29 protein-coding genes are annotated in these 24,123 nt (G+C 63.1%); 1 reads left to right on the top strand and 28 read right to left on the bottom strand.

Going from position 1 to position 24,123, the window contains the following annotated elements; all coding sequences use genetic code 11:
- Positions 1 to 9: 9 nt before the first annotated feature.
- From O0882_RS13500 to flgB, 12 genes are all read right to left on the bottom strand, one after another.
- The gene (locus O0882_RS13500) at positions 10 to 1,053 is read right to left on the bottom strand and encodes a hypothetical protein (RefSeq protein ID WP_289948705.1); all 1,044 of its coding nucleotides are present in this window, start codon (positions 1,051 to 1,053) and stop codon (positions 10 to 12) included.
- Between the two features lie 5 nt (positions 1,054 to 1,058).
- Positions 1,059 to 1,970 (bottom strand): flagellar hook-associated protein FlgL, encoded by a 912-nt coding sequence (gene flgL / locus O0882_RS13495; protein WP_289948703.1) that lies wholly within the window; start codon positions 1,968 to 1,970, stop codon positions 1,059 to 1,061.
- A 10-nt stretch (positions 1,971 to 1,980) separates the two neighbouring features.
- Positions 1,981 to 3,351, bottom strand: coding sequence for a flagellar hook-associated protein FlgK (gene flgK / locus O0882_RS13490; RefSeq protein ID WP_289948702.1), 1,371 nt, complete (start codon positions 3,349 to 3,351; stop codon positions 1,981 to 1,983).
- An 81-nt stretch (positions 3,352 to 3,432) separates the two neighbouring features.
- Positions 3,433 to 3,837, bottom strand: a complete 405-nt coding sequence (locus O0882_RS13485) for a rod-binding protein (protein WP_289948700.1) — start codon at positions 3,835 to 3,837, stop codon at positions 3,433 to 3,435.
- On the bottom strand, positions 3,837 to 4,949 hold the full coding sequence (locus tag O0882_RS13480) for a flagellar basal body P-ring protein FlgI (RefSeq protein ID WP_289948699.1): 1,113 nt from the start codon (positions 4,947 to 4,949) through the stop codon (positions 3,837 to 3,839). The genes O0882_RS13485 and O0882_RS13480 overlap by 1 nt, the downstream gene beginning before the upstream one ends.
- Positions 4,950 to 4,958: 9 nt before the next feature.
- Positions 4,959 to 5,633, bottom strand: coding sequence for a flagellar basal body L-ring protein FlgH (flgH, locus tag O0882_RS13475; protein WP_289948697.1), 675 nt, complete (start codon positions 5,631 to 5,633; stop codon positions 4,959 to 4,961).
- Entirely contained in the window at positions 5,633 to 6,421 is a 789-nt protein-coding gene (flgG, locus tag O0882_RS13470) for a flagellar basal-body rod protein FlgG (protein WP_180338421.1), read from the bottom strand. Before flgG ends, flgH begins: the two co-directional genes overlap by 1 nt.
- A 32-nt stretch (positions 6,422 to 6,453) precedes the next feature.
- Positions 6,454 to 7,182: a flagellar basal-body rod protein FlgF gene (gene flgF, locus O0882_RS13465; protein ID WP_289948690.1), complete on the bottom strand. Its 729-nt coding sequence runs from the start codon at positions 7,180 to 7,182 to the stop codon at positions 6,454 to 6,456.
- Between the two features lie 26 nt (positions 7,183 to 7,208).
- On the bottom strand, positions 7,209 to 8,387 hold the full coding sequence (locus O0882_RS13460) for a flagellar hook-basal body complex protein (protein WP_289948689.1): 1,179 nt from the start codon (positions 8,385 to 8,387) through the stop codon (positions 7,209 to 7,211).
- A 58-nt stretch (positions 8,388 to 8,445) separates the two neighbouring features.
- Positions 8,446 to 9,102 carry a flagellar hook capping FlgD N-terminal domain-containing protein gene (locus O0882_RS13455; protein WP_289948687.1) on the bottom strand — a complete coding sequence of 219 codons (657 nt, stop codon included), beginning with the start codon at positions 9,100 to 9,102 and terminating at the stop codon, positions 8,446 to 8,448.
- A gap of 3 nt (positions 9,103 to 9,105) precedes the next feature.
- Positions 9,106 to 9,522: a flagellar basal body rod protein FlgC gene (gene flgC, locus O0882_RS13450; protein ID WP_289948686.1), complete on the bottom strand. Its 417-nt coding sequence runs from the start codon at positions 9,520 to 9,522 to the stop codon at positions 9,106 to 9,108.
- Between the two features lie 8 nt (positions 9,523 to 9,530).
- Complete coding sequence (gene flgB / locus O0882_RS13445) at positions 9,531 to 9,893, bottom strand: flagellar basal body rod protein FlgB (protein ID WP_219135536.1); 363 nt, start codon at positions 9,891 to 9,893, stop codon at positions 9,531 to 9,533.
- Positions 9,894 to 10,147: 254 nt separating this feature from the next.
- Between flgB and flgA the strand changes: the two genes are divergently transcribed.
- Positions 10,148 to 10,795 carry a flagellar basal body P-ring formation chaperone FlgA gene (gene flgA / locus O0882_RS13440; RefSeq protein ID WP_289948678.1) on the top strand — a complete coding sequence of 216 codons (648 nt, stop codon included), beginning with the start codon at positions 10,148 to 10,150 and terminating at the stop codon, positions 10,793 to 10,795.
- Positions 10,796 to 10,800: 5 nt separating this feature from the next.
- On the opposite strand, the gene O0882_RS13435 is transcribed toward flgA, so the two are convergent.
- The 16 genes from O0882_RS13435 to fliF form a co-directional block, all read right to left on the bottom strand.
- Positions 10,801 to 11,553, bottom strand: coding sequence for a glucosaminidase domain-containing protein (locus O0882_RS13435; RefSeq protein ID WP_289948676.1), 753 nt, complete (start codon positions 11,551 to 11,553; stop codon positions 10,801 to 10,803).
- Positions 11,540 to 11,980 carry a flagellar export chaperone FlgN gene (gene flgN / locus O0882_RS13430; protein WP_289948672.1) on the bottom strand — a complete coding sequence of 147 codons (441 nt, stop codon included), beginning with the start codon at positions 11,978 to 11,980 and terminating at the stop codon, positions 11,540 to 11,542. Before flgN ends, O0882_RS13435 begins: the two co-directional genes overlap by 14 nt.
- Positions 11,977 to 12,267 carry a flagellar biosynthesis anti-sigma factor FlgM gene (gene flgM, locus O0882_RS13425; RefSeq protein WP_071077837.1) on the bottom strand — a complete coding sequence of 97 codons (291 nt, stop codon included), beginning with the start codon at positions 12,265 to 12,267 and terminating at the stop codon, positions 11,977 to 11,979. The genes flgN and flgM overlap by 4 nt, the downstream gene beginning before the upstream one ends.
- Positions 12,268 to 12,283: 16 nt before the next feature.
- The gene (locus tag O0882_RS13420) at positions 12,284 to 13,288 is read right to left on the bottom strand and encodes a flagellar motor protein MotB (RefSeq protein ID WP_289948668.1); all 1,005 of its coding nucleotides are present in this window, start codon (positions 13,286 to 13,288) and stop codon (positions 12,284 to 12,286) included.
- A complete protein-coding gene (motA, locus tag O0882_RS13415) occupies positions 13,272 to 14,186 on the bottom strand; it encodes a flagellar motor stator protein MotA (protein WP_096235033.1) in 915 nt (304 codons plus the stop codon). Before motA ends, O0882_RS13420 begins: the two co-directional genes overlap by 17 nt.
- An 80-nt stretch (positions 14,187 to 14,266) precedes the next feature.
- Positions 14,267 to 15,010: a FliA/WhiG family RNA polymerase sigma factor gene (locus tag O0882_RS13410; protein WP_289948664.1), complete on the bottom strand. Its 744-nt coding sequence runs from the start codon at positions 15,008 to 15,010 to the stop codon at positions 14,267 to 14,269.
- A 33-nt stretch (positions 15,011 to 15,043) separates the two neighbouring features.
- Complete coding sequence (locus O0882_RS13405) at positions 15,044 to 15,508, bottom strand: flagellar basal body-associated FliL family protein (RefSeq protein ID WP_289948662.1); 465 nt, start codon at positions 15,506 to 15,508, stop codon at positions 15,044 to 15,046.
- 11 nt (positions 15,509 to 15,519) lie between these two features.
- Entirely contained in the window at positions 15,520 to 16,671 is a 1,152-nt protein-coding gene (locus O0882_RS13400; protein WP_289948659.1) for a flagellar hook-length control protein FliK, read from the bottom strand.
- Positions 16,668 to 16,976, bottom strand: a complete 309-nt coding sequence (locus O0882_RS13395) for a hypothetical protein (RefSeq protein WP_289948657.1) — start codon at positions 16,974 to 16,976, stop codon at positions 16,668 to 16,670. The genes O0882_RS13400 and O0882_RS13395 overlap by 4 nt, the downstream gene beginning before the upstream one ends.
- Complete coding sequence (fliS, locus tag O0882_RS13390; RefSeq protein ID WP_099759568.1) at positions 16,969 to 17,358, bottom strand: flagellar export chaperone FliS; 390 nt, start codon at positions 17,356 to 17,358, stop codon at positions 16,969 to 16,971. The genes O0882_RS13395 and fliS overlap by 8 nt, the downstream gene beginning before the upstream one ends.
- A 69-nt stretch (positions 17,359 to 17,427) precedes the next feature.
- Positions 17,428 to 18,843 carry a flagellar filament capping protein FliD gene (gene fliD, locus O0882_RS13385; protein ID WP_289948655.1) on the bottom strand — a complete coding sequence of 472 codons (1,416 nt, stop codon included), beginning with the start codon at positions 18,841 to 18,843 and terminating at the stop codon, positions 17,428 to 17,430.
- An 86-nt stretch (positions 18,844 to 18,929) separates the two neighbouring features.
- Entirely contained in the window at positions 18,930 to 19,367 is a 438-nt protein-coding gene (fliJ, locus tag O0882_RS13380) for a flagellar export protein FliJ (RefSeq protein WP_096235040.1), read from the bottom strand.
- 8 nt (positions 19,368 to 19,375) lie between these two features.
- Positions 19,376 to 20,686 (bottom strand): flagellar protein export ATPase FliI, encoded by a 1,311-nt coding sequence (fliI, locus tag O0882_RS13375; RefSeq protein ID WP_289948652.1) that lies wholly within the window; start codon positions 20,684 to 20,686, stop codon positions 19,376 to 19,378.
- Positions 20,683 to 21,372, bottom strand: coding sequence for a flagellar assembly protein FliH (gene fliH / locus O0882_RS13370; protein WP_152283210.1), 690 nt, complete (start codon positions 21,370 to 21,372; stop codon positions 20,683 to 20,685). Before fliH ends, fliI begins: the two co-directional genes overlap by 4 nt.
- The gene (locus O0882_RS13365; RefSeq protein WP_289948648.1) at positions 21,369 to 22,412 is read right to left on the bottom strand and encodes a flagellar motor switch protein FliG; all 1,044 of its coding nucleotides are present in this window, start codon (positions 22,410 to 22,412) and stop codon (positions 21,369 to 21,371) included. Before O0882_RS13365 ends, fliH begins: the two co-directional genes overlap by 4 nt.
- Positions 22,387 to 24,123, bottom strand: a complete 1,737-nt coding sequence (gene fliF / locus O0882_RS13360) for a flagellar basal-body MS-ring/collar protein FliF (RefSeq protein ID WP_289948646.1) — start codon at positions 24,121 to 24,123, stop codon at positions 22,387 to 22,389. The genes O0882_RS13365 and fliF overlap by 26 nt, the downstream gene beginning before the upstream one ends.

Genomic DNA, 24,123 nt, shown 5'->3' with positions numbered 1-24,123 from the left:
GGGGGGGGCTTACTTCAGGCCCAGCAGGGCGACGACGCGTTCGCGGCTGATGCCGACGAGCGCCGAGCTGATGGCCAGCAGCGATTCATAGCCGGGCTGGCTGGCCTTTTGCGTGAAGTTTTCCGCCAAGGTATCCATGCTGACGTTCTCTTGCACCGGTTGTGCGCGTGCCACCCGTCCCGTCGCCTGCGCCAGGGCCAGGCTGACGGAACTGCGCGCCGCCTGCAACTGCGCCAGCGCCTGCACCACTTGCTGCAAGGTGGCGCGCAAGGCTTCCACGTCGCCGGTATGCCATTCTTCCGGGGCGATGGCGGCCGGTTCCGCATCCGTGCGCACGCGGCTCATCTGGCCGGTCGGATAGCGGATGCCGCTGCCGCGCACGGACAGGCTGTCGCGCACGTTGGCCCAGGCCGCTTCTGAGGTGCTGAACACCAGTTCGCCATTCTCGCCCAGCTTGACGCCGATGCCTGACGGCATGAGTGCGCGGTCGAAGCGGGACACGATTTCGCTCTCGCTCAGACCAGGTTCGATATTCACCGAGCGCAAGGCCTGGTTCGCGCCGCCGACGGAAAACGCCAGCACTTCCTGTGGACCTTCCTGCAGGCTGGCCATGGTCAGGCCGCGGATGCTGAACTGCTGCTGTGCCGACTGCGGGCTGGTATAGCCGAGCTGCGCGTCGAGCGAGCCGGCCGAGGCGCTGGCGCGCTGACTCCAGGTATTGCTGAACTGGCGCACGCGCGCTTCCACTTGCCCCTCGCGGCCCTGGCGCGCGGCCAGCTTGGCCGCCAGCTCGCTTTTCAGCGCCTGCAGCTGGCTGCTGCTGCGTTCCAGGTAATCGAGCGTTTGCTGCGCGTTGGAAATTTCTCCCTGCAGCTGGTGATCCCAGTTGTTCAGGCCGCGCTTCAGGCTTGCCGTCGAACTCCTCGCCGCCGGCGCCTCGCTGCGCGTGCTGGCGCTGCCATTGGTGGTGGCGGACGCGTCATCGACGACGCGGGCTGTGCCGGCGCCTTTGGCATTGACGCCGGAAGAGGAGGAGGTCTGAACGATTTGCATGATGGTCAGAGAAGATCGAACAGGGAAATGGTACCCACCTTGGAATAGGCCTTGTACGTGGCCTGCAACGCCGTCTGGTAGCCGTTCAGGTCAATGGCGGCCGCGCCCATGTCGGTCTTCTTCAGATCTGACAAGGCCATGTCGTTCGACAGCGAGACGTTGCTCAGATTGCCGGACAGCGTGGAGAGGATGTTTTGCGCGCCGCCGAAGATGGCGATCTTGCCTGAAAGTAATTCCATGCCATCATCGGTGCCATCGAGCGCGGCGAGCACCACGCCGCGCACGGCCGGATCGCTGGGGCTGATGCCGGGCTTGCCCAGCGTATCGATGGTCTGGTCGATCTTGTTCAGCCACACTTCCAGGTTCTTCACGTCGACGTTGGCCGTCTGCGTCACGCCATTGCCCACCACCACGGTCTGCATGTCGGTATTGCCGATGTAGGTGTAGCGCGAACCTGCATTTGCCGCCGAATCGTATTTGATTGCGGCTTGGTCGGTAGCGGTGCCGGAAAACATATAGCGGCCTTCCTGGTCTTTCAGGTTGGCCGTGTACAGTACGCTGTCGCGCATGGCGATCAGCGATTGCGTCATCGCCTTCAGGTCGTCCGGCGCATTGCTGCCGTCCGCGGCCCATACCAGCAGGTCGCGCGCCTGGCCCATGTCGGTGACCATGCTCGACAGATAGTTTTCATTTTTCAGCAGGCGCACTTTCACCGTGGCGATATTGTCCTGGTACTGCGCCACCATGGCTTGCTCGCGCGTCAGGCGCGAAATGCGCACATTGCCGATCGGATCGTCCGATGGCAGCTGGATGCGCAAGCCCGAGGACATCTGCTGGGTCAGGTAATTGATGCGTTCCTGATTTTGCTGAAGAGAAATATTAATCAGCGTTTGGTACTGGCTGCTGGCGACACGCATGCTTTTCTCCTTAACCCATCATTTGCAAAGTGGCATCAAACAAGGTATTCGCCACTGAAATGACTTTCATGTTTGCCTGGTACATATTCTGGAATTCGACCAGGTTCATCGCTTCTTCGTCCTTGTTCACGCCGCTGGTGGATTTCCAGTCGTCGATGGCTTGCGCGCGCACGGTGTTGGATGTCTTCAGCAGGGCCTGGTTCTGCTGGCTGTAGATAGCCAGCTTGCCGACGAGCTGCGTATCGGCATCGCTCATCAGGACATTCCCCACCCAGCTGACGCTGATCGGTTGATTCTTGATGTCGATTAATTTCTGCAAGTTGCCGCTGTCGCCAGCGGCGCCCGTCAGCGACAGGGCCAGGTCCTTCGCGTTGAAGCCGGGAGTAATGCCCAGCTTGCCATTTGCGTAGACCAGCAGGGGAGTGCCGTTATTGCCAGGAGGCGGGGCCATGGTCGTGCCCTGGGCCAGCTGCGTGTTGACCTTGCTGGTTAACTGGGTGGCCATGTCTTGCAGCGACTGCTGCAGTGGTTTCAGGGTATTTTGTTCGAATTCGCCCAGGCCGCCCATCTGGCCGCCGATGGCAACCGGATCGAGGGTGTACGAGGACTTGGCGAAATCGAGGCTCAGGGTTTGGTCGCCCGTGTTCGTCATGTTGCTGCTGAGGGTAGCGGCCAAGCTGCCGATGACCAGCGGCTGGCCCGATTTCAGTGCCACATTGCGCGAGCCGTCCGGTTGGTCGAGCACGTCGATGCCCATTTGCGCGGCCAGGCCATCGATCAGCTGGTCGCGCGCATCCATCAGCGACGACACATTCGTGCCCGAAGCGTTGGAGGTGCTGATGCGCTGGTTCAGCGCGGCGATGTTGGCCAGCGTGGTATTGACTTGCGGCACGATCGCCGTACGTTGCTGCTGCACCGACAGCAGCTGGTTGCCCATGACGGTGCTGATGCTGTTGAAGCGTTGGGCCATGGCGTCGGCCGAGGTGACGATCTGCTGGCGCAGCGGCGTCGACGTCGGGTCGACGGCGGCCGCGTTCAGGGCCTTGAAGAAACCGTCGATGCCGTTGCTGATGCTGGAGGCGTCGTCACCCATCACGCGCTCGAGCTGCGTCAGGTAAGGCTGGGTCTGCGCACGGGCGCCCTGGTCGGACGCGGCGCGCCACATTTGCTGGCTTTTATACGCATCGGCAAAGCGCAGCAGGGCCGACACTTCCACGCCATTGCCGGCCGAGCGCACGCCGACGCCTGCGCCAAGCGAGGACAATAACACGCCCTGGCGGGTATAGCCCGCCGTTTGCAGGTTGGCGATGTTCTGGCTGGCCGCATTCAGTGCGGCCTGGGCGGCGATGCTGCCTGACAATGCATTGCTGATGATGCTCATTGGGCAATTTTCTTTCGTGAAGAGTGTGGCGCGTGCGAGTGGGCAGGCAGTGAATCGTTGTTACCTTGTACAGGCGACGTTTCAGACAGCTTTATTAAGCGGCGCCGCAATATTGTCGGTCTTGGCAGCGCTGTTGGCCGTATTCTTGGCTGCCACGGGCGCGCTGGCCGCCGGCAGCAGTTGGCGCAGGATGGCGTCGGCGATGCCGAAGGCGCGCTGGCCCGCCATCTTGTCGGCCACCAGGTTGTCGGCCATTTCCAGCATGTCGTTGTTGATGGGGTCCTTGAAGACGCTGTCCTCGCCCGCCATCTCGCGCGTGCCCGAACGCATCTGGCGCAGCATGTGCGAGATGAAGAAGGCTTCGAACTTGACGGCCGCCTCGGTGGCCTTGGCCGCGTAGCGGGGATCGGCCGGCGTGGCCGCGGCGGGGGTCTTGTCATCGAGCGCCGAGGGCAGGGCGCTGCTGCTGTCGTTTACATTAAGCATCAAATCACCACCAGTTCGCCTTCGATGGCGCCAGCCTGGTCGAGGGCTTGTAAAATTGCCATGATATCATCGGGCGAGGCGCCCAGGCTGTTGACCACATCGATGATGGACTGCAGCTTGGCGCCGGCCGGCCATTTGAACATATTGCCGTTGCCCTGGTCGACGGAGACCTTCGACTGCGGCGTGACGGTGGTCTGGCCGCGGCCGAACGGCGCCGGCTGGCTGACGTTGGAACTTTCGGAAATGACCACTTTCAGCGAACCGTGCGTGACGGCGGCGGCCTTCACGCGCAAGCCTTCGGCGATGACCACGGTGCCGGTGCGCGAATTGAAGACCACTTTCGGCGTGTCGACGCCCACATCGACGGTCAGCGCTTCCAGCTTGGCCATGAAAGCCACGCGCTGGGTCGGGTTTTCCGGCGCCAGCACGTCCACACTGGTGGCGTCGCGCGTGGTGGCGACGGCGCCGAAGCGGCGGTTGACGGCTTCGACGATATTGATGGCTGTCTCGAAATGCGGGTGGCGCAAGTTCAGGGTGACGGAAGGCTTGGTGGAAAAGTCGCTGAGAATCTCGCGCTCGATGTTGGCGCCGTTGGGAATGCGGCCCGAGGTGGGCGTGTTGACGGTGACGGACGAGCCGCTTTTGCCGGTGGCGTTCAAGCCGCCGACGACGACGTTGCCTTGCGCCAGCGCATACGTTTCATTGTCGGCCGCGCGCAGTTGCGTCAGCAGCAAGGTGCCGCCGCGCAAGCTTTTCGCATCGCCCAGCGAGGAGACGGTGACGTCGATGGCCTGGCCACGGCGGTATCCTGGTGGAAACACGGCGCTGACCATGACGGTGGCGACGTTCTTGCTTTTCGCTTCGGCGCCGTCCGGCATCTTCACGCCGAACTGCTTGAGCATGTTGACCACGGACTGGCTGGAAAACTTCACCTGGGTGGTGTCGCCGCTGCCGTTCAGGCCGACGACGAGGCCGTAGCCGACCAGCGGGTTGTCGCGCACGCCCTCGATGCTGACCAGGTTGCGCAGCACTTGCGCGGCGCTGGCGGGCAGGGACAAGCCGGAGAGTACGGCCAGCATGGCTGCCAGGGGCAGGGCGGAACGAAATTTCATGAGGTCACCTTAAAACGGCATCCATGGGCCGACGAAGAAGCGCGTCAGCCAGCCTGGTGTATTGGCTTCGGCCAGGGTGCCCTGGCCGGAATAGGCGATCTGTGCATTGGCGATGCGCAAGGACGAGACCTGGTTGTTGGAATCGATGTCGGCCGCGCGCAGGTAGCCGCGCAGGCGCACGAATTCCTCGCCCTGGTTCAGGGTCAGCGTTTTCTCGCCCTGCACGCGCAGCAAGCCGTTCGGCAGCACTTCCTGCACGATCACGGTGATGGCGCCGGACAGCGCATTTTGCTGCGTGCTGGTCGAGTCGCCGGCGAAGTTGCGGTCGGCGGAGAGATCAATGCCCGTCTTGGGCAGGGTCTTGCCGAGGACGTTGGCTGCCTTCACGCCGACGGACGAGCCCTTGTTGAAAGAGGTGCCCGCCTTCTTGCTGGCCTGCGTGGTTTCCTGCAGGGCCACCGTGACGACGTCGCCCACGCGGAAGGCGCGGCTGTCCGAGATCAGGTCCAGGCCCGCATCGGGATTGAACACCCCGCCACCCACGCCACCGCGCGCCGCGCTGCGCGGCGCCACGGGCAGCGGCGTATCGGAAAAGCTGGGCGCCACCGGTGCGGCCGGCTGGCTGGCGCAACCGGCCATCAACACCAGCAGCAGGGCCGCCGTGGCTTTCATGGCGATTGTCATCAGCGTGCCGCTTGCGCCAGGTATTGCAGCATATTGTCGGCGGCCGACAGCACCTTGGTATTCATTTCATAGGTGCGCTGGGCCGCGATCATGTCGACCATCTCTTCGACCACCTGCACGTTCGAGCCTTCCAGCGCAAACTGCTTCAGCTTGCCCAGGGCGCCTTCGCCGGGGCGGCCTTCCGTCGGCGTGCCGCTCGATGCCGTTTCCTGGAACAGGTTTTCACCGAGTGCCAGCAAGCCCGTCGGGTTGATGAAGCTGGTCAGGTTCAGCTGGCCCAGCTGGGTGCCGTTGACATTGCCCGGCACGGTGGCCGTGACCATGCCGTTTTCGCCGATGGTGATTGCCGTGGCATTGTTCGGTACGGTGATCTGCGGCACCAGCGGCAAGCCCTGGGCGTTGACCATCACGCCGTTTTCATTGATGCCCAGCTGGCCAGCGCGCGTGTAGGCCGCTTCGCCGTTCGGGCGCAGTACTTGCAAAAAGCCGTTGCCGGTGATGGCGACGTCGAATTCGCGGCTCGTCGTTTGCAGGCTGCCGGTGGTAAACACCTTTTGCGTGCCCACCATATGGGTACCGTTACCCAGCTGTACGCCCGATGGCGAGAGGGTATTGTCGGCGCGCTGCGTGCCTGGCTGCTGCTCGACCTGGTAAAACAGGTCTTCGAAGACGACGCGGTCGCGCTTGAAGCCGACGGTGTTGACGTTGGCCAGGTTATTCGCGATGGCTTGTAGTTTGGCATCTTGTGCCTGCACGCCGGTCTTGCTGATCCACATTGCTGGATTCATGGTTTACTCCTGGTAATTGGTTGGCGCGGGGCTTAAGCGCCCAGCAGGCGGTTGCCCGATTCCGTCATCGAATCGCTGGCCTTGAATACTTTCATTTGCATCTCGAAGCTGCGGTTCAGGCTCATGGTGGCGACCATTTCCTCGACCGCCGAGACGTTGCTGCCTTCCAGGTGGCGGTCGCGCAGACGTACCGTCGGGTCGGCTTGCAAGTCTTCGCCGCTGCGCGCCACGATCAGGCCCGCCTCGTTCTTGGTCAGCTCGCCCGCTTCGGCATTGACCAGCTTGAGCTTGTCGACGGTCTGCATCTGCGCGGTACCCGGTACCTGGATGGAGATCGTGCCATCGGCGCCGATCGACAGTCTGGTGTGCTCGGGAATCGTGATGGGACCGCCTTCGCCCAGCACGGGCCGGCCGTTCAGGGTCAGCGCGCCCGTTTCATCGAGATCCATGGCGCCGGCGCGCGTGTACGCTTCGCCGTTTTGCCACTGTACCGCGAGAAAACCGTTGCCCGTGATGGCCACGTCGAGATCGCGCCCCGTTTCCTTGATGGCGCCCGTACGCGTGCCGACGGCGCTCGACTGCGTCTGCGTCATGTGGCGGTCATCGTAGCCATAGCCGTTTTGCAGCGGCTGGGCAGTGGACACTTCCAGGTTGGCGCGAAAGCCGCCCGTCTCGATGTTGGCCAGGTTGTTGGCGTGTACCTGCTGTGCCCGCAGGGCACGGTCGGCCCCGCTCATGGCGGTATAAATCAGCGCATCCATTGCTCTTTACCTTTGCGTATCGTGGATTACAGCGCTTGCATCAGCGATTGCAGCATGGCGTTCTCGGTCGAGATGACCTTCGAGTTCGCCTGGTAATTGCGCTGCGACGTCATCAGACCCACCAGTTCGGAGGTGATGTCGACGTTCGACTGTTCCAGCGAGCTCGTCACCAGTTTGCCGGCCATGCCGACACCCGGACGGTCATACATGGCGGTGCCGGACGTGGTCGAGGCAACCCAGCTGGTATCGTTGACGGCCGTCAATGCGCCTTCGTCGGGGAAGGTGGCCAGGGCGATCACGCCGATGCTTTGCTTTTGCCCGTTCGTGTATTTCGCCACGACGGAGCCGTCAGTGGCCAGTTCCACGCCCGTGTAGGTGCCCGAGGCATAGCCGTCGGCGCGGTCGGTCGAGGTCGTTGATTCGCCGGCGAACTGGGTTGTGCCCGTGTAGTCGATGGCGATCGACATCGGCGCCGCGCCAGGCGGCGTCGGCAGCACTGGCGTGGCAGACGTGCCCGTCACCAGCTTGCCGGAAGTGTCGAAGGTCATGTTCGTCACCGGCAACACATCGGCGTTATCGAAGGTGTAATGCACGTCCACACCCGCCGCCGTCTTGACGAAGTACTGGCCCAGCGAGTGCTTGGTGCCCAGCGAATCGTAGATGATCGAGGACTTGCCGCTGTTGTAGCTCAGCTCGCTAGTCTTGCTGAAGGGTACGGTCTTGATGGTCCATTCGGACGACATGTTGGCGGCATACGCCAGCTTGGTCGATGCCACGGCGGGAATCTGGCCGGTCGGAATCAGCATGTCGCCCATGGTGCCCAGGGCGGTGCTGCCCTTGACGGCGGCATAGCCCTGTACCAGGCGGCCGTTCGCATCGATCAGCTTGCCTTCATTGCTGGCCGAAAAGATGCCGACGCGGCTGTAGTTCATGGTGTTTTGCGCATCGCGCGAAACGAAATAGCCGCGGCCATCGATGGCGGCGTCGAGCGCGCGGCCCGTGTTCAGCACGCCGCCGTTGAGCGACATGCTTTGCGTGAGCGAACCGATTTCCGTGCCCGTGGCGCGCGAACCGGCATACATGGCCGAAAAGTTGGCGCGGCTGCTCTTGAAACCGTAGGTGCCGGCATTGGCGATATTGTTACTGGTGCTGTTCAACTGTTGGTTGATGGACTGGATGCCGGACAGGGCGATGTCGAAACTCATGTTGACTTCCTTTAGTGAAGGACGAGATTAGTGTTCAGGAAACGAAGGGGCGGGCGGATCAGGCCGTCTTACCGTTAAAGCCGGTGATCGCGCCAGGGTTGACTTCGCCCAGGTTCGACACGCTCAGAATCATGCCGCCGCCGGACGACAGGCGCACACTGTTGAGCTTGCCTGCGATGTCGACCGATGGCTTTTCGGCGCCGTTGGTGGTGACTGCCATGGTATAGGTGCCAGCAGGCAAGCCCAGCGCGACGGGGTCGATGGTAAAAGGAACGGTACCGGCCGTCTTGGCGCCCAGTTCGATCTTGTATTCCTTGTCGTCAAGGCCTTTCAGGGTCACGGTGGTCTTGGTGGTGCCGGCGGCCAGCGCGATGCTGCCGCTGACCTTGCTTTTGTCGAGCTGCACCGTTTCGCTGTTGACCATCACTTCGGAACCCACTTGCGCACCCAGGGCCAGCACTTGCATCGATTGCAGCACGCTGGCATTGGCGCTGGTCAGCGCGGACAGGTTCTGCATCGCTTCCGTTTGCGCCTGCTGCGTCAATTGATTGACGAACTGGCTCGGATCGGTGGGCGCGAGCGGATCCTGGTTCTTGATCTGCGCGACCAGCAATTTGGTGAACATATCCTGGGTGGCACTACCTTGCGACTTGACGGCATTGCTGCCGTTGTTGCTGGCGCCACTGTTGTTGTTTGTAAAGAGATTGGTTTCCATGGATTATGCTTCACCTAATTTGAGGAGCGATTGCTGCATCGACTTGATGCGGCCCAGAACTTCGACATTGGTTTCAAACGCGCGCGAAGCCGACATCATGTCGGTCATCTCGGCGACCTGATTGACGTTGGGGTAGAACACCATGCCATCGGCATTGGCCATCGGGTGGCCCGGTTCATACACCTTGCGCAGCGGTTCATCGCTTTCCACCACGTCGAGCACTTGAACGCGTCCGCCGGCGCCGCTGGCACCGGGGCCATCCATCACGGCGGCAAACACGGGCTTGCGTGCGCGGTAGGTTTCACCTTCGGATCCGGCAACGGAATCGGCATTGGCCAGATTGCTGGCGATGGTATTGAGACGCACGGTCTGCGCCGCCATCGCCGAACCGGCGATCTTGGAAATATCCTGGAAGCTCATGCTGATCCTTATTGTCCGGAAATGGCCTTGGCCAGACCCTTCAGTTTCATGTTGACGAAAGTCAGGCTGGTCTGGAAGTCGGTGGCATTTTGCGAGAACGCCGCCTGCTCGACGCCGATTTCGACGGTATTGCCGTCGCGGCTGGGGTGGTAGGGCACGCGGTACAGGGCACTGGCATCGTCATCGGTCGACAGCAGGCCCGCTTCGTTGTCCTGCAACTGCTGCAGGGCGCTGCCGAAATCCATGTCCATGGCCTGGAAGCCGGGCGTATTTTCATTGGCAATATTGGCCGCCAGCACGCGGGTACGGTCGGCGCGTAGCGCGAGTGCATCGGCGTGCACGCCCAGCGCATCCTTGAAATTAATCCCCATGGTCATCCTTTGTATTGAATTCGATCGTGCTTTTTGCGGTTCGGGCTAGAAAATAGGTGGTGCAGAGGTAAAATCCCAGCCTGGTCAAGTTGACGCATGGTAAGGTCATGCCGCTTCAGTATCTTTGATTAAGGTTAGCAATGATTCATTTCAACAGCATTACGATGATCAGAAACAAGGTGCCACGTCCTCATATACTGCTTCCTGGCCTATTTTTAGTGACCAGCCTATATAGTAGTGCAGGACGCGCAGAATTGCCAGCCGACAATATATTTTCGCGCGTGGAACAGTTGGCGCGAGAGCAATTGGCGCAGCAGGCAGCCACGGCCGGATTACTGGAACCGCAGTTTCAAGTGGCCGTGGTGAAAAGCACGCGCCCCATCCCCGCTTGCGCGGCGCCTGTTACGCTGGAAACGGCGGACAGCCGTTCGGCGCAGCGCATGCGCTTTGTCGCAGTGTGTCCTGGAAGCAACGGTTGGCGTTATGAAATGCTGGCGCGCGGTAGCATCACGGCCCAGGTCGCCATCAGCAGCGCACCCGTCACGGCCAATACGCCGTTGCAGGCGGCCGACGTGACGCTGGCGCGGCGCGACGTGACGATGGTGCCGGACAGTATTTCCTCCTTGCCCGGCGCCGTCGGCCTGTCGAGCCGGCGCAGCTTGCGTGCCGGCGAAGTGCTGCGCCAGGGACAGCTGGCCGCACCCATGTTGATCAAGCGGGGCAGTGCGGTGAATATCGTGGCGCGCAAGGAGCAGGTGGAAGTGAGCATGGCCGGCGAAGCGCTGGACCCGGGCGCGCTGGGGGAGGTGATCCGCGTGCGCAACGCCACCAGTGGCACGGTGATACGTGCCAGGGTGGTCGATGCGGGCGTGGTGGAGCCGGCCGACATTCCCGGCCGTTAAGGAGGTCAGTCCGCGGCGGCCGTGCGCTGCAAGCGCGTCGCCAGCTGCGTCAGCTTGGTGGCGTAGTCGGGGTCGGTGGCATAGCCGCCGCGCGCCAGGCCTTGCGCAAAGGCGCCCGCATTGGTGCCCGTGTTCAGGGCGGCGCGGTAGCGTGGATTGTCGAGTAACACTTGCGCATAGTCGCGGAAGGCGCTGGCCTGGTCCGGATAGCTGCGGAAGCGCTCGGTTTTCTTCAGCGCGGTGCCGCTGCCGGCCTCGTATTCGGTGGTGACATTGCTGGCCACGTCGCCCTGCCATTTGCCGCCGGCCTTGATGCCGAACAGATTATTTGTGTCCGCGCCCGTGCCCTGGCGCAACGGACGCTGGCCCCAGCCCGATTCCAGCGCGGCGTGGGCGGCGACAATTTCCGGCGCCACGCCCAGGCGCGCGCCCGTTTCTTGCGTCCACGGCTTGATCGAGGCGAGGAATTGCTGCTGCACTTCGCCGATCTCGCCGCCCTGGTTGATGTTGCCCAGCACATTCACGGGCTGGCTCTCCTCCAGGTAGGCGCGTCCTTGCGGGCTCAGGCTGGTGGCGTTGCCGCCGCCCTGTTCGATGAAGCGGGCCACTTCGCCCTGCACTTGCCGGAACACGCTGCCGAAGTTGCCGCCGGAGCCGGTGGCGTCGGTGGCGCGCATATTGCTCTGCACGGCGGATGTAGCCACCGTCGATGGCGTCGCCGCCATGGCGCGGGGTGTGGGGAAATCAGCCTGGCGCATACGTATCTTCCTCGCCATGCAGCACGCGCTGCATGATGCTGTACTGCTCTGTTAATAAATCGCTGTTGCGGGCATTCAGGCGCTTGCATTCCAGCACCATCTGCTCCAGCGCGACCCAGTCGCGTTCGGCGGCGGCACGCGCGTCTTCTTGTAACAATGCAAACAACTGCGGCATATCGCCTTGCGGGCCCAGCAGGGCTGTGACCAGGCTGACGCGCTGGCGGCGGCGCGCATCGAGGGGCTCGACGGCGGCGATGACTTGCTCGGCCAGTGCCGTCAACCGGGTGCTCTGGTGGTGCAAGGTGGCCTGAAATTGCTCTTCTAGCAATGTTTTCAGGGCGGCGTAGCCGACGCTGTCGTCCGTCATGCCTTGCAGCACGCGGCGCACGGCTTCCTGACGCGTGATGCCCTTGCGCGCTGCGGTCACGATTCACCGCCGTGGAAACGCTGGATCAGGCCTGCCAGTTTTGCTGGATCGAATGGCAATTCGCCCTTGGCCAGCGCATCGCGCAGCATGGCCACGCGCTCGTGGTCGATCTCGGGCATGGCGCGCAGGGCGGCCATGGCCGGTTGCAGCACGGCCGATTGCAATTCCGCCCCGGCCGACGAGCCACCCATGGCGCCGGCGGCGCCGGCGTTCTCGGCGATCGCCTCGGCCGGCGCGATGGCGCTGCTGCGTACGGCAGCGCCGGTATTGCCGGAGGAGATTTTCATACGTTGTCCCTTGCCCTTAATTTGCATGCTCATCGCGCTCCTTCTTTGCGGGCAGGCCCAGTTTTTCGCGCAGGCGCTGCAAGGTTCCCGAGTCCGGTTCACCCACTTGCAGCTCCTCGCCTTGCGCTTTTTGCCCGGCCATGCCAAACATGGCGGCGATGCTGTCGGCCTGGCCACGCGTCAATATTAACAGTTCGATGCGGCGGTTGATGCCGGCGCTGGCATTTTTCACGTCCAGCGGCGCGCGGTCGGCCATGCCCACCACTTGCAGCACGCTGTCCGGACTCATGCTGCCAATCAACAATTGTGCGCGCGCCGACATGGCGCGGTTGGCCGACAGGGTCCAGTTCGAATAGCCTTCATAGCCGTTATTGGCGTATTGCATCGAGTCGGTGTGGCCGACGATCAGCATCTGGTTGTCCATCTGCGCGAAGACAGGCCCCATCTGGCGCAGCAGCTTGCGGAAACGGTCGGTCGGCACGGCGCTGCCACGCACGAACATGCCTTGCTTGTCCGTGTCGTGCAGCATGACACGCAAGCCGTACGGCGTGATCACCGATTGCAGATTGCTCTTCAATCCCGCTTCGTCGCTGAGCTTGTCGAGTGCGCGCGACAGCGACAGCAGGTCTTCCGGCGACTGGTAGCTGACCTTGGTCTGGTTTTGCGGCGCCGTGCCGGCCTTGCCGTCCTGCGTTTGCTTGCCTTCCGTGCGCGTGTCGCCCGTGCCCTTGCGGGGCATGGGGAAACGCTCGATCAGGCTGCCGCGTGGACCGCCTTTCTGTTCCGGCATGACGCCCTGGCCTTCGCCCTGGCGGCTGCCTGCCGACGCGTCCATCATGATTTCCTTCATCGCCTGCTGCTCGCGCGCGGCCATCAGCCACAGCACGAGGAAGAGCGACAGCAGGGCCAGGCAAAAGTCGGCAAACGCCACTTTCCAGGCGCCGCCATGGCCATCGTCGTCATGCTTGCGACCGGCACGCTTGATGATGGCCTGTTCATGTTTCTCATGCGGCTTTAGCACGGCGGCCTCCCCGGCCTTGGCCCTGCTCTTGTTCGGCGCCGCCACCTTCGAGCGCATTGATCCAGCTTTCCAGCTGGGCGAAGCTCGGCTTGATGTTCAGTTGCACCAGGCGACGCCCCGCATCGATGGCCAGCAGGGGCGGCTTGCCCGCCACGTGCGTGACCAGCACGACCTTCACGCATTCCATGGTCGAGCCTTCCTCACCCACCAGCTGTTTCATCATGTTGCACATCGGATCGAGCACGCCGTAGCAAAAGAAGATGCCGATGAAGGTGCCGACCATGGCGGCGCCCACTTTTTCCGAAATTTCCGCCGCATCGGCGCCGTCGGCCACGGAATTCATGGCCATCACGATACCCAGAACGGCGGCCAGAATACCGAAGCCCGGCATGGCTTCGGCGATCTTGTGCAGGGACTTCGACGGTTGCAGCAGCTCATCGTGGATGGCTTCGAGTTCCTGTTCCAGCACGCCTTCGAGCTCATGCGCGTTGATCTTGCCCATCGCCATCAAACGGAAGTTGTCGACGATGAAGGCCAGCAGCTTCGGCTCTTCCAGCACCAGCGGATAGCGCTGGAACAGGGCGCTTTCGCGCGGCGCCTCGACGTGCGCGTCGAGCGCCTTCAGGCCACCGGCGGCCGTTTGCAGCAGTTCATACATCAGCAGCAGCAACTGGCGCTGGAATTCCGAGCCTTGCTTCTTGTGCGTGACGATCTTGCGCATCTGGTGCAGCATTTCCCCGAGTACATGCTTGGGGTTGCCCAGCACCAGGGCGCCGACAGCGGCGCCGATGATGATGATCAACTCGACCGGTTGCCAGATCGCATGGACGGTGCCGCCCATCAGGGCGAAGCCTCCGAATACACACCCCATCACGATTAAGATACCGATAATTACCATGTCAACTGCCTTTCTGCGTCATTGTGCTACATCAATTTGATGGGTCTTGCTGAAACTGTTGCCAAGCTACCGCTTCACTTTTATGTGTCTTGCAGCATGGCTTTCATCTTGCCCAGTGCCGTCTTGTTCAGCTGGCAGACGCGGGCGTCGCTCAGGTCCAGCACAGCGGCAATTTCTTTATAGCTCAGTTCGAATTCGTAATACATCTGGATCACGCGCTGCTCGCGCTCGTCGAGCGTACGCAGCGCCTGTTCAAGGCTGCGCCGCACCATCAGTTGCTCTTCCGGGCTCGGTGCGCTGTCGGCCTGTCCCAGGCTTTCCTGCAGCACTTCGTCGAAACTGACGATCAGCTCGGCGTTTTCCGCCAGCTGGTATTCCTGGAAGGCTTCCGGCGTCAGCTTCAGGGCGGCCATGATTTCCGCTTCCAGCGGCTCGCGCCCCAGGCGCCGGGTCAGGGCGCGCACGCTGTCGCGCAATCGATGGCTCTCCTGGCGCACGGCGCGCGGGCGCCAGTCCTGGCGCCGCAGCTCATCGAGAATGGCGCCGCGGATGCGCAGGCTGGCATAGCTGCCGAAAGACTGGTCAGGCACGCCGTAGCGGCGCAGCGCCTCCAGCAAACCCATCAGGCCGATCTGTTCCATGTCGTCGCGGTCGATGGCGCCCGACACCTGTGAATTGAGCTGGCGCACGATGCGTTTCACCAAAGGGGCGTACGCCACCAGATGTTGTTGCTCCTCAGCAACACTGAGCGCGGCCGCGCAAGCGCTGGCGGCGGCATATTCGCCAGCGCCATACGCTTCCTGGTATTGCTCTACATAGGCCACGGGGTCTCCCACTAGGTCGGCTGGCGTGTTGGCTTATTCAATGATCAGCTTGCCGACCATGACTTCGGTGTAGGGTTTTTCCATCTGCTCACGTTCATAGCTGACATTGAAGGCCTTGTTGATCTGTTCGGCAAATTGCTCCACCGTCATGGTCTGCGCCTTGTCCATCGGAAAGCTCGACAAGGTACTGACGGCGATCGAGCGCATCAGTGGCAAGTGGTCCTTGGTCAGTTTTTCCTTTTCCTCGGTGGTGGCGATCACCAGGTCGGCCGACAGGTAATGCGTTTCGCTGTCGGCGGGGCCGCGGCGCAGCATCACGATGACCTTGTCCAGGGTGATGAACTTGCGCGCCTTCTTGCCCGTGGCGGGTGGTGGCGGGGCTTTCGCTTCGGCAGTCTCGGCATGGCCGGCGACCGGCTTGGCCAGGTACCACATGGCGCCACCGGCCGCGCCGGCAGCCAGCACGGCCACGGCGATGAAGCCGGCTATCAATTTCATTTTCGTATTCATCAGGCAGTATCTCGCTCATGCATGGCGTAAGTGGTAGCGGCAGGGCTGCCGTCGGACAGGGCGCGCCCCGGTTCGGCGTCGTCGTTCTGGCGGCCCGGCTGACGCTGGCCGCGCGCATCGCCTTCGGCAAACGCCTGCGCGGCAGGGCTGCGCGGGGTGGCGCTGATAGTCACGGCCACGTCGGTGTACTGGCGCTGTGCCAGGTCGCTGCGCATGTTTTCGCCGATGCCTTGCAACTGGCGCAACACTTCCGAGTTCGACGCCGTGACATTCACTTGCAGCGCGCCGGCCGTGTGACGGATGGAAATTTCAATGCGGCCCAGCATGGGCGGATCGAGGCGGATCGTCGCGTGTTCGCTGTTGCGCCCGATCTGTGTCTGCAGGCGTTCGCCCAGCGCTTCGCGTAACGGTTCCTGCCATTGCTGGGCAGGGCCGTTGAGTTTGATCGTGTCGGCGCCTGGCGTTGCAGCGGCACCATTGTTAACCCCGCCGACCGGGCCCGGGCTGACGGGCGTGGCCGCACTGCGCTCGCCATCGCGCGTGGCGACGGGCGCCGCTGCCGCAGGCGTGGCCGTCATGGCCGGCGCCGCATCGAAGGGGGCGGCTGGCAGCGCGGTTTTGCTGCCGGCCGCAGAGGCTGGTGTTGGCTGGGCTGCCGCCACCGGTTCGCCCAGATCGCGTGCTGGCGCCATCCTGGCGGTCTGCACATTGAAAGCAAGGGCATCGGGATGCAGGCGGCTGTTCAGGTCCAGGGTCTGCTGTGCATTGCCTTGTTGCGTAGCTGCTACGCCATCGTTCCCCTTGGCTGGGGCAGCTGCAGCGTCGGCTTGAGGCAAGACGGGCAGCATGGGCGCCATCAGCGGCGGCGTCATGGCGGGCAGACCCGCGTCCTGCTTTGTCGCAGCCTCGGTGATGTCGGCAGCTACGACGGTGGCGGAGACGCCATCCTCCGCAAGGTCCGCGGCAAGGTCTTGCGCCAGGGTGGCATCGTTGGCGACCGTCCCCTGCGCTGGCGCGGGCAGTGAGAACAGGAGGTTGCGCGCGGTGCCACTATCGGGCGCGCCCTTGCTCACGGACGCGTTAACGCCCGCCTCGGCGCTCCTCGGTGGCGTGGTCGCGCTGCTCGTTGTTGTGTTGAAGCTCATTTTCATGCTGGATTCTCATCTTGATACATGGCATTTTCAATCGCATACGCGACCCAGCCTTCTTGTTTCGAATGGATTTCGCCCAACTGCATGCCCAGCCGATGTTTTTCGTCGGAACACGCCTGGTATGCCTGCGCATGCGCCTTGCGCAAGGCGAGCAGGGCGGCTTTTTCACGTTCGCTCAATATGCCCAGGCTGGCAAGGTGCTGCGCCAGTTTTCTGTCGAGTAACTCCAGCGCGTCCCAGTTCTGGCTGGCGGTGGCCGCCAGCACTTCGCGCGTCAGCTGGAGCGACAAGGGGGTGCTATCCATTCTTGGCCTGGACGCCGAGCCAGCCTTGTTTGATCGTCGTCAACAGCGTGGTCACCTCGTCGATCAGGGCCGGATCGAGCGTGATGCCGGCCGAATACAGGCGACCGGTGCAGTACTCGTACAGACGGCCCAGATTGGCGACGACTTCGCCGCCATTCTCGAAATCGAGCGAGCTCGACAGTCCGTTGATGATTTCCGTACATTTGTTCAGGCTGATGGCCTTTTGTTCATAGCGCTTGCCGACGATATGTCCGCGCGCGCGCGCCAGTTCTTCCAGCAAGCCGTCGGTGAGCAGCAAGACCAGTTCGACAGGGGTGGCGCGCGACGTCTGCGCATCCAGGTTGACGGCGTGGTAATTACTGTATGCATCGTGATTCATTATTTTTTCTCACTGTAAAAGCCGGGTGCGGCTGGAAGGCGGGCGCCGCCGTCAAGCAGACGGCGCCGGCCTCTATTTAGTCTTGTCGCTGCTGAACAGGGCATCGAACATATCGGTCGTTTGCGCCATGCGTGCCTGCAAGGATTGCAGTTGGGTGAACTGCGCCTTGTAGCGGTTGTACATTGCCGTGTAGTCGGCCTCGAACTTGGTCTGGCGTTCGCCCAGCGATTTTTGCAGCTTGGCCACCGATGTCTCGCGCTGCGACAGCTGGCCATTGGTTGATGTCCAGGTTTCGATGAACTTATCGAGCTTGCCGGCAATGCCGCTAGGCGCGCTGGCGGAATTGTTGCCGATTGCCTTGTCCAGGCCGCCCGGATTCGTCTTCAGCGCAGCCGTCAGCTTGGTGGCATCGAGGGCCAGCGTGCCGTTGCGCTGAGCGGTGATGCCGAAATTGGCAAGGGCGCCAGTCGCCGTTTCGCGCAAGGTGCGCACCAGCTGGTCACGCAGCACGCGCACGCCGCTGTCGGTGGAAAATACGCCGGCAGCCTTGGCCGATGCCGGATCTCCCGGATCGGTCAAGCCGTCAAGCACGGCCTTGAGCTTGTTGTAGGCGGTCACAAAGCTTTGCGCATTCGTCGTCGTGGCGGACGAATCGAGCGCCACGGTCAGGGTCATCGGCGCGTCGCCGCTCGCCTGGGCCTTGGTGAAGGTCATCTTCACGCCATCGATGTTGCTGAAGGTGTTCGACGATTGCTTGACGCGGTTGCTGAGGTCGGACGCGTCGGCTGGCTTGCCACCGACCCAGATGACGGCATCCTGGGCAGCGACCAGCTGCTTGGGCGTGGCAGCGAGCGCATCTTTCAAGGCGCCAGGCGCTAGCGCGCCCGCGTCGAGCGTCAGCGCGCCTTCCTCGCCGCTGACATTCGACGTCAGCACCAGCTTGGCGACACCGCCGATGGTGATGACGGACGCCGTCACGCGCGAGTTGTTCTTCGGTTCCGCATTGATGGCGGCGGCGATATCCTTGGCGGACAGGGTCGTGCTGTCACCATCCGCATTGGCCTTGCTCAAGTCCACCGTGAAATCGGTATTGTTGGCCAGCTTGATCTTCAGCGTGCCTTTGTCGGCGGCCGGCATGGCCATGTTGCTCAGCCCGTCCAGCGAAATCTGATTGTTTGTGGCAACCTTTTCCACGAATAGCGAATACGTGCCGGCGGCTGCCGATTCCGACGCCGTGGCGCTGCCCAGTGCCGTATTGCTGAAGGTGGCACCTTGCACGAGCATGGTCTTGCCACTCGTCAGGCCCATCAAGCTGGAGCTGAAGGAGGTCAGGGCCATCTTCAGGTTCACCAAGCCACCCGAAGTGGCCGTGGCGGCCTTGGTCTGGGCAGTGATGCGCGCCTGCAGATCGGCCGTGTATTTGTCGGTCAATGCCTGGGCCGACGCCGTCGGGTCGTAGGTATTCGAAGCGGAAGTGGTAAAGGCCATGTCAAACTCCTAAAATTAGCATGCAGGATATACCCAATGACAAGGCGACCAAATATTCACTTTTCTGAAATTATTTCTGTAAAACATTATTTTACCTGCCCGCGGAACCAGAACTGCGTCGCCAGCTCATCTTGTCGCTTGGCATCGACACGCTGTTGCTCATTTGCAACATGCTTTTGTTTTTGCGTCAGCACCTGGTCCAGCACCTCGCGTTTCGCCCAGGCCGTATTCAGGGCACGCTGCGAGACAGCCATGTTGGCTTCGTGCAGGTGCAAATCGGTACGGTGCTGGTCGGCCATCTGCATGACGGCCTGCTTGAAGTTGCCGCAATTGACAGACAGGGCCAGGGGCAGGGCGCCGCTGGGGCCGCTATCCGTGTACAGACCCGTCAGGCGCTCCAGGTTTTTCTGGTAGCGCTCGCGCACGGCCGTCTGCGCCGCCATGTCACTCTGCAGGCGTTCCACTTCGGTGCTGCGCAGGCCGACCAGGGTGGTCAGGTTGCGGATGGTATGCGCGTCGCTCACGTATGCTCCTAGGCCATGATCTGTTCAAGTTGTTCGATGCACGGCCCCATCGGCGCCTCTTCCTTGGTGCCCTGGCACAGGAAGGCTTCGATGGGGGCGTGCAGCTGGACGGCGCGGTCGGTGATCGGATCGGCACCGGGCACGTAGGCGCCCAGCGGGATCAGGTCGCGCACGCGCGCATGGCGCGCCATCGACGCTTTCAGCGCGCGCGCCGCCTGCATGTGCTCGGGCGTGATCACTTGCGCCATGCAGCGGCTGATCGAGGCGGCGATGTCGATGGCAGGGTAGTGGCCCCGCTCGGCCAGTTCGCGCGTGAGCACGATGTGGCCGTCGAGAATCGCGCGCGCCGTGTCGACCACCGGGTCTTGCTGGTCGTCGCCTTCGGCCAGCACCGTGTAGATGGCGCTCATGCTGCCATCCTGGTGGGCGCCGTTGCCGGCGCTCTCCACCAGTTGCGGCAGGTTTGAAAAGACGGACGGCGGATAGCCGCGCGTGGCGGGCGGCTCACCCAGGGCCAGCGCCACTTCGCGCAAGGCCATGGCATAGCGCGTCAGCGAGTCGACCAAGAGCAGCACGTGCTTGCCCTGGTCGCGGTAATGCGCGGCAATCGAGTGGCACAGCTCGGTGGCCATGATGCGCATCAACGGTGATTCATCAGCTGGCGCGATCACCAGCACGGCTTTCTTCAAGCCTTCGGCACCGAGCGACTTTTCGACGAATTCGCGCACTTCGCGGCCCCGTTCGCCGATCAGGCCGACGACGACGACATCGGCCACCGTCTGGCGCGTGATCAGGCCCAGCAGCACGCTCTTGCCGACGCCGGAACCGGCCATCAGGCCCACGCGCTGGCCCTTGCCCAGGGTCAGCATGCTGTTAATCGCCCGCACGCCCACGTCCAGCGGTTCGATGACGGGCTGTTTCTTCAGGGGATTGATTTTCGGCGGCGTCACTTCCAGGATGTGTTCGCCGCCGAGGCGGCCCAGGTCGTCGATCGGCTCGCCCAGGCCATTGACCATGCGGCCCAGCCACGAGGGGCCGATCTGCAGGCTGGCCTTGTCGGGCAGGGGCAGTACGCGCGCGCCCGTGGTCAGGCCCGTGGCCTTCTTGAAGGGCATCAGATAGGAGAGTTTTTCGCGGAAGCCGACGACTTGCGCATCGAGCCACTCGCCGCTCACAGTTTCAATTTGACAACGCTGGCCCGTGTGCAGCCGGCAGCCGGCGCTTTCCAGCAGCAGGCCGGAGGCGCCGACCAGGCGGCCGGTGGGCGTCGCGACCGGGATATCGCCGATCTCGAAGCTGCGCAGCGTGTCGGCGATCATGCAGGCGCGCCCTGGTCCGCATGTTCGGCGGCCAGCGCCAGATGGCTGCTGACCTGTTCCATGCAGGCCGACAGGCGCTGGTGACAGCCCGCGTCGACTTCATTGTCGCCCGCCTTGATGCGGCATTCGCCCGCGTCGAGGCGCGCGTCGGCGATCAGGTTCCAGCGCTTGGCGCGCTTCGGATCGAGTTCGCTGATGCGTTTGAGTTCTTCCGGATTGAGGAAGACATCGATTTCTTCGCGCGTGGGCGGCATCGAGGCCAGGGTCTCGTCGACCAGGGCCAGCAATTGCACCGGCTGCAGCGCCAGTTCCGCGCGGATCACCTGGCGCGCCACCTTGGCCACCAGGTCGACCACTTCCTTGCGCTGCGCTTCGCGGTAATCGGCGCGCACTTTTTTCAGGTCGCGCAAGATGGCGTCGACGGGGCGCGCCAGGCGGTCCAGCGCCACCAGGGTTTCATTGCGGCCTTCTTCGCGGCCCTGTGCCATGCCATCGCTGCGTCCGGTGTCGTAGCCGTCCTGCTGGCCTTGCACCAGGCCCACTTCGTAACCGTCGCGCTGGCCCTGCTCGAAACCTTCCGAGACGGATGCCTGCCACTGGCCATCCGTATCCTCGTTGGAGGCACGCTGGCCGGCGGCGATGAATTGCGACAGGGGCGGGAAACGATACGAACGGAAGTGTTTCATTCGATCACCGCTTCAGCAAACAGTTGCACTTCGATCTCGCCCGCATCGGCGAGGCCCTTGACGGTGGCCATGATTTCCTGGCGCGTCTGTTCGATACGCGACAGTGGCACGGGGCCGGACCGGCGCATCATGTCTTCGAAGCTCTGTGCCTGGCGACGCGGCATGGTTTTCAGCACGGCGTCGCGGATCGCCGGTTCCGCACCCTTCAGGGCGATGGCCCACTGTTCCATCGGCACGTCTTCCAGGATGCGCGTGAGCGTGACATCGCTTTGCGTGGACAGGATCAGGAAGTCGTACATGCTCAGTTCGATTTCCGAGACCACGTCCGGGTCGTGCGCGCGCAGCAGTTCGACCAGCGCGGCGCGGTTGCCCGGCATGCGGTTGAGGATTTCGGCAGCCTGGCGGATGCCTTCCACGCTGGTGCTTTGCGTGTCGAGCGTGCCCAGGCAGCGGCCCACCAGTTCGTCGAGCTCGACCAGCAGGTCGCGGTCGATCTCGTCCAGGCGCGCCAGGTTCAGCAAGACCAGGTCGCGGCCTTCGACGGGCAGGGCGTCGAGGATCTGACCGGCCAGCGCGGGCGGCAAAAAGGCCAGGAACACGGCTTGCATCTGCACGTGTTCGTTGACGATGTATTCGGCCAGCCATTTTGGCGAGGCCCACTGCAGGCGCGCCATTTTTGGACGGATGGCGTCGCCATAAATGTTGTTCAGCACGCTATTGGCGATATCGCTGCCCAGCGCCAGGTCCAGCGAGCGCTTCAGGTAGCTGCGCGAGGCGCCGTGCACGCCGCTTTGCTGGCGGTAGTCGTCGAAGAAGGTCTGCATGGCCGTTTTCACGGATTCGACCTTGATGCCGCTCATGCGCGACATCACTTGCGTGACTTCCAGCAATTCTTCGCGCGACAGGCAGCGCAGCACGTTGGCTGCCTGTTCCTCGCCTATGCTTAGCAGCACGATGGCGGCCTGCTCCACGGGATTCAGGCTGACGCTTTCGTACTCGGCGCCGTCGGAGGGATTATTGTTGTTGTTGAGTTCGGCCATTTTTCTGCATCCATTGTTTGACGACTTCGGCGACACGCTCGGGTTCTTTTTCAGCCAGCACTTTCAGGTGATCGACCATCACGTCGACCGCCGAGCCTGGTGGCGGCAAATCATAGTTTTCCAGCAGCGGCACGACTGGCATGCTGCCAGTGCCGGTCGCTTCACCTTCGAGCGCCAGCGGGCTGCCATTCACGCCCAGGGCTGGCGCGCCAGCGGCGGCCACGCCATTCGTGCCGGCGGCGGCGCTGCTGCCGCCCAGTGCCAGGGCGGGATCGAGCTGTTTCAGTGCCGGCGGCGCGAGGCGCGTGGTCAGCAAACGCATCAGCGGACGCAGGATCAGGAAGTAGCCGAGCACGGCGCCCAGGGCGTACAGCAGCCAGCTGCTGAAATCGACGACGGTATCGCGCTCTTCCCACCACTGCGCCACGGGCGGCTTGGCAGGGAAGGCCAGCGCAGTCAAGCTCAGGCTGTCTCCGCGCTGGGCGTTGATGCCCAGGCCGCTGTTGAGCATTTTTTCAATATTGCCCAGTTCGGCAGGGGTCCAGCCCGTTTTCGGATTCGGTGCTGCGGCGCTGTTGAGCACGACAGCCACGCTGACTTTCTCCAGGCGGCCACGGCTGCGCTTGATCTGCGTGATGCTGCGGTCATACGCGTACTGGCGCGTGGTGGCGTTCTTGCGCGCAGTGCCGTCGTCGGACGCTTTCGGTGCGCCATCGGCCGGTGCGGCGCCGGCGCCGGCCGGTGCCGGCACGGCGGCCGCTGGCGGACGGTTCGACAGGCTGCCGGGAACGCCGGCCACGGTGCGGTTGCGTTCCTGCTCTTCGCGCATCGCTTCGCTGGTCACTTTCGGGGCTTCACCGTATTTTTCCAGCGTTTCGTCCACGCGGTCGTTGTTCACGGCGGCAGTCACGCTGAGCTTGAAGTTGTCTTCGCCGATGACGGGACCGAGCAGGCCCATGACGTTGCGGCGGATTTCATCCTGGAAGCGCTTCGCGCCTTCATTGCCAGCGGCCGAGGCGTCGAAGCCGTCCGTCAGGTCGACGTGCGCGGACAGCAGGTTGCCGCCCTGGTCGACCAGGCTCACGCGCGTAGGCGCCAGGCTGGCGACGCTGCCGGCCACCATGTTGATGACGGCGGCGATCTGTTCCGGCGCCAGGGTGCGGCCCGGTTTCAGCGCCACCACCACGGAGGCCGACGATTTGTCGCCGTCGCTGGCGACAAACGAGGTCGATTTGGCAATCGACAGATGGACGCGCGCCGAAGCGATCGCGTCCATCGTCATGATGCTTTGTGCCAATTCGCCTTCCAGGCCGCGGCGGAAGCGCACGTCCTGCACGAATTGCGATACGCCCAGCGGGTCATTCTTGTCCATCAGCTCCAGCCCGGCCGGCAGCTGCGCCGTCACACCCTTCGAGGCGAGCAGCATGCGCACCTTGCCCAGCATGGCATCGGGCACCAGCACCTGGCCGCTGTCCGGATGCAAACGGTAGGGGATGTGCTCGGCGTCCAGCGTGGCCATCATGTCCGTCACGGCCACTTTTTCGCGCGCGCCAAACACCGGCTTGTAGTTGGCCTGGTCGCGCCAGGCATACATGGTCACCATGGCGGTGATGCCGATGGCCAGCACGACGATGGGAACCAGGTTTTTCAGCAGGGCGGGCGGGATGGCGGGCTGGGCACCAAGGCGCCAGCGCGCAAATGCGGACTTCAT

Origin of the sequence: Janthinobacterium sp. SUN073 (genome assembly GCF_030397665.1) — a bacterium.
Taxonomy (GTDB): domain Bacteria; phylum Pseudomonadota; class Gammaproteobacteria; order Burkholderiales; family Burkholderiaceae_D; genus Janthinobacterium.
Note: the sequence above shows the minus strand (reverse complement) of the source record. Positions and strands in the feature narration are given on the sequence as shown.